This window comes from Niallia sp. (assembly GCF_031978665.1).
Classification (GTDB): domain Bacteria; phylum Bacillota; class Bacilli; order Bacillales; family Cytobacillaceae; genus Niallia.
Map to the genome: position 1 here is coordinate 33,464 of NZ_DALZDK010000031.1, position 12,596 is coordinate 46,059.

At 36.7% G+C, this 12,596-nt stretch carries 10 protein-coding genes; 1 reads left to right on the forward strand and 9 read right to left on the reverse strand.

What is annotated here, in order from left to right:
• Positions 1-14: 14 nt before the first annotated feature.
• Positions 15-1,703, forward strand: coding sequence for a methyl-accepting chemotaxis protein (locus tag RTL21_RS16625; protein WP_312097396.1), 1,689 nt, complete (start codon positions 15-17; stop codon positions 1,701-1,703).
• A gap of 378 nt (positions 1,704-2,081) precedes the next feature.
• Here RTL21_RS16625 and RTL21_RS16630 read toward each other — a convergent pair whose 3' ends face one another.
• The 9 genes from RTL21_RS16630 to RTL21_RS16670 form a co-directional block, all read right to left on the reverse strand.
• On the reverse strand, positions 2,082-3,554 hold the full coding sequence (locus RTL21_RS16630; protein WP_312097398.1) for an MFS transporter: 1,473 nt from the start codon (positions 3,552-3,554) through the stop codon (positions 2,082-2,084).
• Positions 3,555-3,710: 156 nt separating this feature from the next.
• On the reverse strand, positions 3,711-4,337 hold the full coding sequence (locus tag RTL21_RS16635; RefSeq protein WP_312097399.1) for a cysteine hydrolase family protein: 627 nt from the start codon (positions 4,335-4,337) through the stop codon (positions 3,711-3,713).
• A gap of 78 nt (positions 4,338-4,415) precedes the next feature.
• Positions 4,416-5,450: an ABC transporter substrate-binding protein gene (locus RTL21_RS16640; RefSeq protein WP_312097400.1), complete on the reverse strand. Its 1,035-nt coding sequence runs from the start codon at positions 5,448-5,450 to the stop codon at positions 4,416-4,418.
• A gap of 56 nt (positions 5,451-5,506) precedes the next feature.
• Complete coding sequence (locus tag RTL21_RS16645; RefSeq protein ID WP_312097401.1) at positions 5,507-6,370, reverse strand: ABC transporter permease; 864 nt, start codon at positions 6,368-6,370, stop codon at positions 5,507-5,509.
• Between the two features lie 14 nt (positions 6,371-6,384).
• A complete protein-coding gene (locus RTL21_RS16650; protein WP_312097403.1) occupies positions 6,385-7,158 on the reverse strand; it encodes an ABC transporter ATP-binding protein in 774 nt (257 codons plus the stop codon).
• 124 nt (positions 7,159-7,282) lie between these two features.
• Positions 7,283-7,675: a DUF2294 domain-containing protein gene (locus RTL21_RS16655; protein WP_396954463.1), complete on the reverse strand. Its 393-nt coding sequence runs from the start codon at positions 7,673-7,675 to the stop codon at positions 7,283-7,285.
• Positions 7,676-7,870: 195 nt separating this feature from the next.
• Positions 7,871-9,304 (reverse strand): NAD-dependent succinate-semialdehyde dehydrogenase, encoded by a 1,434-nt coding sequence (locus RTL21_RS16660; RefSeq protein WP_312097405.1) that lies wholly within the window; start codon positions 9,302-9,304, stop codon positions 7,871-7,873.
• A gap of 162 nt (positions 9,305-9,466) precedes the next feature.
• A complete protein-coding gene (locus tag RTL21_RS16665; protein WP_312097407.1) occupies positions 9,467-11,707 on the reverse strand; it encodes a GAP1-N2 domain-containing protein in 2,241 nt (746 codons plus the stop codon).
• Positions 11,708-11,945: 238 nt separating this feature from the next.
• Positions 11,946-12,386: a VanZ family protein gene (locus RTL21_RS16670; RefSeq protein ID WP_312097409.1), complete on the reverse strand. Its 441-nt coding sequence runs from the start codon at positions 12,384-12,386 to the stop codon at positions 11,946-11,948.
• Positions 12,387-12,596: the final 210 nt, after the last annotated feature.

The window sequence follows — 12,596 nt, forward strand, 5'->3', positions numbered from 1 at the left end:
GAAAGGAGCATAAAATGAGAAAATCAATTAAGCATAAATTATTAGCAAGTTTTCTGATTGTTTCTATTTTATTTATGATTCTGTCCTATTATTCTTATAGAAGTACAAAGGAAACAGTAGAAACATATGATTATGTCATCGAAACAGTTACAGAACTACGCTCTATATCAGAACAAATCAAGACAAATGCCGCGAGACAAATTTCCTACTTGAGAGGATATTTTGTGTATGGTACGGATGATTTTAAGAACAGAGTAAATGGGGCAAGCAGTAATATCACTAAATTTGTTGACAGCGGGCTGGAAATTTCTACGGATAAAGAAATAGAACAGCGCTTAAGTGAAATAAATTCATTAAACGAAGAACTCATTCATAAATCAAATGCACTGATGAATAGCAGTACCCCTTCACAAACAGATTTAGATGAGGTTACAGCTTTATCGGACAACTTATCTGATCATGCTGAGACTTTAAATAATTGGCTGACAAATGATATGCTGAATCCAGAAATTGAAAATGCACAAACAGAATCTGAACAAAGGATGATGTTTGTTGTGATTTTTAGTGTAGTAGTTACCGCTATTTCATTAGCAATTGGGTTTATTCAATCTTCCTTAATTACCAAACCGATTCAAAAATTAAAAGTAAATATGCAGAAAGTTGCTAAAGGGAATTTACATACAAATACATTCTCTATTAAAGCAAAAGATGAAATTTACCAATTAAACGAAGCTTTTGAGCAAATGAAAAACAATTTATCGATCATGATTGCTAATATGACAGAAAGCGCTAATCTTGTAGCAGCATCCGCAGAACAATTGAATGCAAGTGCAGAGCAATCCAGCAATGCATCTGGTGCGATTGCCTCCTCCATTCAGTCGATTGCCGAGAGCAATGAGCATACAATTGCTAAAATCTCTGATAACACACATGCCCTAGATTCGATTCTTCATGGAGTAGAAGCGATTAAAGATCGTTCCTTGCAAGTGTCTGCCTTATCGCAAGCTGCCTTTAAAAGTGCTGAAAAAGGAACAAAACAAATCCATAATAATTTGACGCAAATGGAATTCATTTATGATTCTGTTCAGCGTTCCAATTCGATTATTGCTTCCTTAGCTGACCGGTCAAATGAAATTGGAAAAATGATTGAGTTAATAAGCAATATCGCTGATCAAACAAATCTATTAGCTTTAAATGCTGCTATTGAGGCTGCCAGAGCTGGAGAAAATGGCAAAGGATTTGCAGTCGTTGCCGATGAGGTTCGTAAATTAGCGGAGCAGTCACAAACTTCTGCCCAAGATATTTCTCAATCCTTGCAAGGAATTCAGCAGGATACCTCTGAAGCAGTTTCCATGTTAAATGAAACCTTAGATCGCGCGAAGACAGGGGTTAGTATTTCAACAAATACCGTTGAATCCTTCTCCACCATTGTAACAAACACGCAAAAAGTAGCTCCTGAAATAGAAGAAGTTGCGCAAACAGTTGCTACAATCACGACTCAGATTAAAGATGTAGTAGAGGGCGCTAATGAAATTGCCCTTCTGTCCAAAGAAAATGGGAGTGGTACCGAAGAAGTTGCCGCTTCTACAGAAGAACAAATGGCATCCATGGAAGAAATTAAAGCTTCCGCTGAATCCTTATCCGGTATGGCCGATGAATTAATGGATATTGTTTCTCAGTTTAATCAAAAAGAAGAAATTTAAATGATGATGGGAAGAGGAGTATAGAATAATCTGCTTGATTGTTCTATACTCTTTTTGGTGTGGGGAATTTAACTCTGATTGGGTTACCTTGATGCGTTTGGCTGATTTAACTTTATTTCGGCTGATTTATCCTTGCGTTTGGCTGATATAACTTTATTTCGGCTGATTTACCGGTGGGGTTGGCTGATATAACTTTATTTTGGCTGATTTACCCTTGCGTTTGGCTGATATAACTTTATTTCGGCTGATTTACCCTTGCGTTTGGCTTATTTAGCTTTATTTTGGCTCATATCTCAATACGATTGGCTCATATTTCTATGCAATTGACCTACAAAATTAATTTTTAAAGCATATACGTGCAAGAATCCACACTAATTTTTAAGAAAACTCCCTTTCCTCCTGTATTTTTCTTCGCAATACAGAATAAAGAAAATAAATACCGCTCAACACTATAAGGAAAAATAAAAGTAGAAATAAGTAATGAAACCCTAACATTACTGCCTCGAATTCCGAGCGCCTTGTATCATTCATCCAATCTGTTATCGTGCCATCTAGCCATGTATTCATAAAGGTAATCGCAAGTGCTGTTCCGATAACCATTCCTATATTTCGCAGTAAAGCAATCGTACTGCTCATCATTCCTAAAAATTGCAGGGGAACATATAGCATCATAATGCTGTAATTAGGAGAGGTTAAGATCCCCATGGAAAAACCTAATAAGCTAAGCAAACTGATTAGTATAGGTAAAGATGTCCCTGGTGATAAAAAGCTGAGGCCAAGCATCGTAATACCTAATAGTCCTAAACCGATCGCTACTACCTTTTCTCCGCCAAACCGGTCGGATAGAGATCCACTAATTGGACCTAGTACTGCAAGAAACAAAGGATAGCACATTAATAAAAGACCCGATTGATCTGCAGAGAACCCTAATACGCCCCGTAAATAAAACGGCAAAATAACAGTAGAAGCAAAAGCTGCACAATAGCTTACCATTAATATCAGTCCGCCTGCTTTAACGATTGGAGAAGAAAAAATCGACGGCTGTATAAATGGATGGTCTTCCTTTCTGCTATGGAAAAAAAAGAACAGAAAACAAGCAACACTAACACACGCTATTCCCAACAAATAAACCTTAAAAACTCCCTCTCCTATAGCGTTAAGTACAAAAACAAAGGAAACAATCCCTACTCCGAAATAAACACTTCCTTTGTAATCAAAACGAGAGTCTTGAAAACTTCTATCCATTGGAACAAATTTTTGTGCCAAAAAATAAGCACCGATGCTTATGGGCACAACAGCCCAAAATAGCATATGCCAAGAATAAGCGTCGATAAAGAATCCACCAACGGAAGGACCTAATAAAGCACCGATTCCAACAGACGTACTAATAATGCCAAGTGCCTTTCCACGATGTTTTTCAGAATAGGCATCTGTTACAATTGCCATATTAACTGCCTGTAACATGGCTGCTCCACTACCTTGGATAACTCTTGCAATAATTAACATGGGAATACTTGGCGAGAGAGCAGAGCCACATGCCCCTGCCGCAAAAATCAGATAGCCAACATTATGTACACGCTTCTTTCCAAATTGATCAGCTAGTTTCCCCATTAACGGTAAAAACAGCATGATCGAAAGAAGATAGCCATTGACAATCCATTGTGTGACAGATAGCTTTGCAGAAAAGTCAATTGATATATCTGTTAAGGCAATATTGACAAATCCAGCAGAAAAATGGGATAAAAAGGCACCTGTACAGACAGATAGCAACAGAAGGATGGATTGGTATTTTTTGTCCTCTGCTTTTGTCTCGCCCCCTACCTCCGTATAGCTCATCTTGTTTTTGGTCATTCGAATCATCCTTTAATGGTGTTTAAACTTTCTGAGTATATTTTAGGAGAGCGTCGATTAATCCTTTCTCTCCTATTGATTCTATTTTTACTTCTAATTACTTGCAAAAAATCAAACAAGATCACTATTCTTATGTTAATTCTCACTTGTAAATACTTATCCTTCACTCCCTACCAACACAGCAGGAATGGAAATCATTACTTCTTTACTAGTGGCAACTGTACCAAAAAACTGATTGATTGTTTGAAGGGTCATATCATGTGCTTCTCTTGAGAAGGCTGCTGTACAATCAGACAAGAAAATAACATCATAATCAAGCATAAATCCATCTCTTGCCGTTGATTCTACACAAATATTCGTACTAACCCCTGCCATTAAAAGTGTCTGGATCTTTAAAGCTCTAAGCACCGAATCCAATCTTGTATTGATGAATGCACTGTATCGATGTTTGATGACAATCACATCATCTTTATCTGGTTCTAATTGATAAAATTTTGCCCCCCAAGTATCCTTTCTGCAAAGATTTTTCTGATTTTTTCCTTTTAACCGCTTAATCCATGTTTCTGAATCGGTACTATCCTCATGAATCGTTTGGATATAAATGATTGGAACATTTATTTCTTTCATGGAAGTAATCATGTTTTTTAGATTAGGCATCATTTCTTCCACCATGGAAACATCCAAATCCTGTTGAGCCAAACTTCCTTCTTTATGACAATAATCATTTTGAACATCGACAATTAGTAAAGCAGTATGCTTTGGATTCCATTCCAGCTGATTCATCTGTTTCATCCTTTCGAGTTAAATTGTTTCTTTACTTTTACTGTATTCCTTGTGCATGCTCCTCAAAATAATTAATATTTATTTAGAAAGCTCCTCTACAAATTGCATGTCAATTAACTCATCGTAACGGTAGCCATTTGTATAAACGCCTGTCTTTTCCACTACATCCATTGGTTTCGCCAGTGCTTCTTCCGAAATAAATCCATCCTTACTCCAAAGGCTATCCTCATATGCACGATTGAGGGACGCCTGTAAGCTTTCTTCCGAAGTAGAAGGAAACTCCTGTTTTAAAATCTCCATCGCTAATTCATGATCCTCATCAATAAGCTTTAGTCCTTTCATAACAGCACTTACAAAGCTTTTTACCGTCTTCGGATCTTCTTCTATTGTTGACTTTTTGACGCTTAAAACTGAATATGGATAATCCCCCAGACTGGCAAAGCTGTAGAATGGTTCTGCCCAGACACCTTTATTTATTCCTTCTGTAATCTGCGGTTCCGCTCCATTTGCGATATCAGCCTGACCAGATTCTACTAAAGAGACGACAGCACTAGCATCTGCTGGTTCTTCTAGTTTGACATCTTTTTCAGGATCTAATCCTACATCCATTAATAACCATCGAGTTAAAAGGTTCGGACTCCCACCAAAGCGTCCTGCTGCAATTGTTTTCCCTTTTAAATAGGCTGCAAGGCTCTCCTTACTAGTATCTGTTATTGTTTGTTCTGTATCCGCCATTAAGTACACATTCGCCCGATTTACGACATTTACTACAGAAACAATCGGATCAGAGTTCCCTGTGTTGGCCATCTGATTTGATTCTGGACCACCGATATTTCCCCAAGCATCACCACTTACAACAGAAGTAACATGCGCGCCACCTGTCGCTGTAATTACTTCCACCTCTAGCCCTTCTTCTTCAAAAAAACCTTCTCGAATCGCTGCATATAAAGGCAAATAGCCGATTAAATGAACTGGCTCTGCAATAACAAGCTTCTTTGTTCCATTTTCAGACTCCTTTTCTCCGCTCGCGCCTTCTGATGAGGAACAGCCGCTTAAAACCAATAAAAGAAGCAATATATAAACTCCAACTTTAGAGTAAACACTTTTTTTCATTTGATTCTCTCCCCCACTTTGCATACTTTTTATATAAAATAGATAAGCTATCACTGTTACTCCCTTATTCTTTTTCCTCTTAATAAACGCTTTTCTAACCATACTGTGCCCACATACATGAACACAGATAAAATGGATAAAACAACAACTCCTACCCACACTAAATTGATATTCATAATTTGTCCTGCATACAAAATCATTCTGCCTATTCCTTGTCTAGAACTAATAAATTCACCTACGATTGTTCCTGCTAATGCTAAGGCAATATTAATTTTCAAACTGCTGACAATCCATGGCATGGCGGAAGGAATAACGACTTTCGTAAAAATATGATGCTTTTTGGCTCCTAAGGAAAAAAGCATCTTTTCTAAATCAGAATCAACACTTTTTACCCCACTATGTGCAGCAATAGCTGTGACAATAACGGTCATCATAAATGCCAGAACGACCTTTGAACTAAAACCAATTCCAAAGAGAATGACTAATACGGGAGCCAATGCTAATTTCGGAATAGCGTTAAATGCAATCAAATACGGCTCCGCTATTCTTGAGTAAAAATAGGACCACCAGAAGGATAAGCCTAGTAGAGCACCAAAACAGGTTCCTAAAAGAAAGCCTAAAATCGTTGCTCCGGAAGTATATAGAAGATCACTCCATAAAGTCCCTTCCGTAAAAGCAATAAGACCTGTTTCCCATATAATCGTCGGGCTGCTCCAATAATAAGAGTCGATTATTTTCCATTTGGCTAACAGTTCCCAGAAAACGAAGAAAAGAATCCCAATTAATACCTGCCCAATAATTGTTATTCGCTTCCTTCTTCTTTCCTTTAACTCTTCATCCTCAATAAGAAATGGAGATTCTCCTACCTCTTGTACGTTCAACTCGTGTGGCAATATAATTTGTTCAGGATTATCACGCATATTTATTCCTCCTATCAATATTTTTCTAAAACAGCTTCTTCCTTTAATAATGCAAATAAATGCTGTTTTAAATCTATAAATGCCGGCTGTAATAAAGTATTTTCATTTCGTGGCCTTGGCAAATGCACATCTACCTTTTCCTTAATTCGCCCGGGTCTTGGGGATAAAACATAGATTTCATCTGATAAATAAATTGCTTCATCAATGTCATGTGTTACAAAGAGAATCGTTTTCTTAAAATCTGTCCAAATTTCAAGCAGCCATGTTTGCATCAACAAGCGTGTCTGTGCATCTAAAGCACCGAATGGTTCATCAAGCAATATGATGTCTTGGTCATATAAAAGTGTTCGTAATAATGCCGCTCTTTGTCTCATCCCACCAGATAATTCATCTGGATAATGATACTCAAATCCCCCTAATCCATATTTTTGAAGAAGGGGCATTGCTCGGTCTGTAGCCTCTTTCTTACTCACTCCCTTGATTTCTAATCCTAATAGCACGTTTTGCAAAATAGTTCTCCAGGGTAGCAGCAAATCTTTTTGAAGCATATAGCCTACATTTCCATTTTTTCCGACGATATTCTTGCCATCGAGGAGCACTTCACCAGTAGTTGGTTTAATGATCCCCGCGATTATATTAAATAAAGTCGATTTTCCACAGCCACTCGGACCGATTAAGCTGGTAAACTTTCCTTCTTCAATTTTTAAATTGGCATCCTTTAATGCCACAACCTCTTTCCCTTCTTTTTTAAATATTTTATTCGTTTGACGAACCTCTAGTTTAAACATAGCGAACTCCCTTCTTTCCATAAAAAATAACGATCATTCCAAATAAAAAACCGCCAGAATTTACTGAGCGTGGAATCTCAGTCTAATTCTGACGGTTTTCCTGCTCTCTTTAAAAAGAGTTCATTTAACCAGCCAAATAGGATTCAATTTTCTTATCCAGCATAATAATTGTTCCGCTTATTTCTTTCATAGAATCATAATCCTTTAATATTAGCTGCACATTAAAGTGCAGTTTTTCCTCTAAATTCCGCAAGAGCAGTTCCTTGTATTTATCAATTAATAGACGATCAATGATCTCCGCTAGGTTATCACTTGAACTTTCTATAATTTCCAGTACAGGAATACGCTTATGCTTAGCAATAATGATAATTTTATTATCGATTAAACTAATTTGCTGTTCAGTTAGGCCAACTTTAAAAATCAATTGATTCACAAGATTGTTTTCCCTCATGATGCTTTGCTTCAATTCTCCTAGTGTTCTTGGTAGTTGATCAACTAAAATGATTATCACCCCCAATAGATATAGCAGAATGAATGAGCCATTCCTTTTCCTATCAAACGCTCACATCATACAAGCAAAACTTAATCTGATCGGAACAAAATATAGAATATTCTGTTTATTGGATAATATCATATCTTTGTACGACTTTCCTCTATTTTGTCAGAATTTCTTACTCTATTTTTCAAAAGAGATTATAAGACTTAAAAAGTTTTACAGGTCTAATTCTAGAGAAAGAAACTTATACTCTAGGTAGTCCTCCAAGCCATATTTTCCACCTTCGCGTCCAACTCCAGATTCCTTTACTCCGCCAAATGGAGCTTGTGCGGTAGTCGGTACTGGATCATTAATACCGATTATTCCGTATTCCAGTCTTTCGGACATTCTAAAGACACGGGATACATCCTTTGTATAAAAATATGCCGCTAATCCATACGAAGTATTATTTGCTAGGCGTAATGCTTCCTCTTCTGTGTCAAACTCAAAAATTGGTGCAACTGGTCCAAAAGTTTCTTCTGTAGCAATTTTCATGTCATGGGTTGCATGTAATAAAATGGTCGGTTCATAGAAATGTCCTTTTTCATAGACTTCGCCTGCTGGTTTTTTTCCTCCATAAACTACTCTTGCACCTTTTTTAATAGAATCAGAAATATGTTCCTCTGTTTTAGCTACCGCAGCTTCATTAATAAGTGGTCCAATCGTTACTTCTGGTTGTAAACCATTCCCAACGACTAATTTCTTCATTTTTGTTACCAGTATATCGGAAAAGCTTTCTGCAATCGATCTCTGGACATAAATACGATTTGTGCAAATACATGTCTGACCTGCATTACGAAATTTACTTGCAATAACACCTTCTGCGGCTTTTTCCAAATCAGCATCTTCGAAAATGATAAAGGGGGCATGTCCACCTAACTCCATCGATATTTTCTTCATGGTAGCTGCTGCTTTTGCTGCAAGTTCCTTCCCAACTTTTGTAGAGCCCGTAAAGGTTATTTTTCTTACTTCTTGTCTTTCCATCATCGCATCACCGATTGGAGCTGCTTCGCCATGGACTAAATTTAATACACCTTTTGGAAGCCCTACTTCATGAAAAATCTTCATTACTTCAATCGCTGTTAAAGGCGTCGATTCAGCAGGCTTTAAGATAACCGTACATCCAGCAGCAAGGGCTGGCGCAATTTTTCTAGCAAGCATGGCGATTGGAAAATTCCATGGAGTGATGGCACCTACTACACCAACTGGCTGTCTTAGCACAATGATTCGCTTTGTTTCAGAACTAGCGGGAATAGTATCACCATAAACCCGTTTTCCTTCTTCGGCGTACCATTCTAAGTAATCAGCAGCTAAGTTTACTTCCCCCTTCGCTTCTGCAATTGGTTTTCCCATTTCCGTCGTGATAATTGTTGCTAGATGATCGATTTTCTCCCGCAATTTATCTGATACTGTTTTTAAATAAAAAGCCCGATCTTTAGCTGTTCTCTTTGCCCATGAAGATAGAGCATTCTTTGCTGCATCGATTGCCAGATGCCCTTCTTCCTTTCCTCCTCTTGCTACTCGTTCAATTACTTCATTTGTAGCCGGATTATACACTGGATAGGTTTCTCCTGAGACTGAATGACACCATTCCCCATTAATATATTGCATTTCTATACTCCTTTCTCGGATGTTTTTTCTTATCATAACAAAGATTTCGGGTAATTCCACTTGATTAGCCTTCTCTCATATGAAAAAAAAGCCCGGCTCTTCTAAAGAATAGTCCCATAAAAAAGAAGCACCCTTTTTAAAAAAAGATGCTCCTTCTTTCTATTAATTTACATAAAAATATCCTATTACTCCTATAATGACAAGCACGATTAAAATTACGCCGTATTTTCGAAAAAACCTTACTCCTGGATTTGCGGTTTGCTCGCGAACCTCTTTTAGTAATTTTTTCAACGATTGTGAACGGATGCTTGTTAATTCTTTTTTCATTTCCTTCTTCTTCCAAATAGAATTTCGATCTGCTATTAAATAATCCTTTAAGGCATGGCTGAATCTTGGACTTGTCCCAAATTTTTTCAGTGACCATTCAATATAATCAAGCATTTCATCCTCTGAACCATATATAGCGATATAAGAAAATACTTGGCGATATTCAACCCCTTCCATTCCTCCTGGAAAGAGAAGCAGAAATCGTTCATATGGTTTAAAAAGGCCATTATCTTTCACAAGCTCCTGGGCCAAATCACTTGCTTTCGCTTTGATGGGATTACTTGCCATACGAAAAACATGCTGTGTTTGTTCAATTGGCAGATAAAAGTAAGTATACAGTAACTCCAGAACCTCAAACTTTTCTTTCTCCCAGCCCTTAATCTCAAAGCTACGTTCCTCTTTATCTAGTATAAATATTTCTCCAAAATTCTTTACATCTGCAAGATTCACTTTTTCGAGCTGCAATTGTACCAAAAGCTGTCCCTTTACATCAGGCAGCACCATTCGCTTATATGCCGGAAATGGAATGGATCTTTCAAAATAGGTAATCACTTCGAAAACGACAGAAATAGGATGACTACTTTTTTTGACTTCATATACGAGTCTGTTTTTCGTCAATTTTATAAAAATCGCATTATGTTCAAAGGAGGAATTTACATTCAATAATTTTTTTATATTGATTAAAACATTTGATAAAGAATGCTGAAAGCTGAATTTATCCTTTAAGTAATCTTCTATGATCTCAGCGTAAGAAAAAATATCACTCATATAAGATAATACTTGCTGATAAGTGTCTGGATACTTCTCCAAAATCCCCCATAAAGATTGACAGATGGCTTCGCCTTCATAGTATGCTAGACTTTTAACAATAAATTCAACAACATCTACATGCTCTACTGTCTTTTGAATCTCCAAAATCAACTTCAGATAGTCCTCAACAATCGAAACATCCTTCATTATTTGTTCTCTATGCAGCAATTGGGTAAAAATATTTACCAGTTCCGCTTTTTCCCGATGATTTTTTTGAAGAAACGTTAACAGCATTTGAAGAATTGCTACTTTATCATTATCATAAAAATAGTAATCTAGTTTTTCCATATAGAACAAAACAAACAAGTCATTGTACGTTTGAATAGTCAGTTTCCTTTGCATGTCCAATCCTTGTAAAGCTCGTTCACAGTATACGAAAAACTCGTCTAGCTCTGTGGCAGTTTCGAGTGCTTCATAGGCGAAATGAAGATAATCATGCTCTTCCTCGTTGAACGTGAAACCACTACTTTTTTGCTGGCTTAAGTCAAAAGTAAATTGATTCTCTACCGCTTTATTTCGAAGGCGAATCGATCCTTGTTCAACAAACATAACATGAATATTTTCTATAATCTCCGGTTCGTTATGAAAAGTGGTTGCTCCAAACAATCTTCTTGTTTCATAAGGCATATAGATAAATAGTAATTCCAATAGCCACATGGCATATTTGTGCTGCATATGATGTGGGGCTTGAAACGATATATACACTCTTTTCTTTTCAGCAACTGCAGTAATACATGCAAACAAGAGCTCCTTAAATTTCTTTTCATCCAACTGTAAAACATGAAATAATTCTTGCTTTTTAGCAAATATATTTTCTTTCGTATAAGCCACATGTTCTATTTCTTCTAGTTCATCGTTTAGATTTTCCACATCCTCCAGCCCATAAAAATGTTCAATATGGAAGAGTTGGGAAGCCTGTTGTATCCATTCTTCTTTTCTACTCGCAGGAATAATATAATTATGTACCAAAAGACGGTTCTTTTGTTTCGAGCTTTCCGCAGGGGAAAAATTGGATTTTCCTATCACTAATTCACCTGTCTCAGGCTGTATAAATGTAAAGAGCGGCGGATAGGCATCCATTTCCTTTTCGCCATTTTTCTTTAACTCACTTGGCATATGATAGGTACTGATGGGATTTAGATATTTTTTTACGAAGCTTTCATCAACGTTTGGAGAAACGGCTATAGTATCAGACCCCTCACCGGTAAGAAAAAGGCCTTTACTATCCCTAGTCACTATTTGCTGCTGTATCAGGCTTTTTCCCAATATCCTCTCTCCCTTCTTCTTCCTAATAGGCTTTACTGAAAATTTTATCTGAAATCTAAAAATTCGTATAGGGAAAACCTTAAATGGTTTTAAATAAAATCTATATTTATCACTATATTTACTATTTTATTATATAAAAAGAAACCTCTATTAGTGTTTTTCACTAAATAAAAAAAACAGCTAATACCTGTATTATACAGGCATGCTGTTTTTTTAAAAACCAACTTTACAACACTTTTCAAAGAAATATGGAAATTCTTTTCTTCATCTCCCTAATTCCCCGAAATATCCCATACCCCAAAACAGTCCCAAATGTATTTAAAATCAAATCATCTATGTCACTCCATCTATTTTCCATAAACCAATGAATAATTTCGATGGAGCAAGAAAGACCTGCACCCGTTAATAATACGGAAAGAAAAGAACTTCTTTTCGGAAAGGTTAACGGGTAGAGTAATCCAAATGGAATAAACATAGCGATATTTCCAATATTATTTACAATAGAGGAAAATATACTACCAGCTAGGAAAATCTCCTTTATCATCAAAAATGGAGTAAAGTTATGGCCACCTTTGGCGATACCTGTTCCTAAATACATATTGGGGAACATCGTTAAATAAACAATCGCTAATAAAGAAGTGATAAATAAACCATCGATAACTAATTGCCTTCTACTCATAGAACATCCTATATTTGTTTTTTTTAATTAGATTATCCATTTTTCTGGTGTTTTATTCTAGTGTTTTATTTTTTGTGGGAGAATGTTGGTTCTTTTCTGTTTCCATTTCATTTGTCGTTTCCCTGGTTGGGGGCTTAGAGACGCGCTCTCTGTTCCCTTTTCCTCTGCGATTTCCTGCTCGCGGGCTTAGAGACGCGCTCTCTGTTCCCT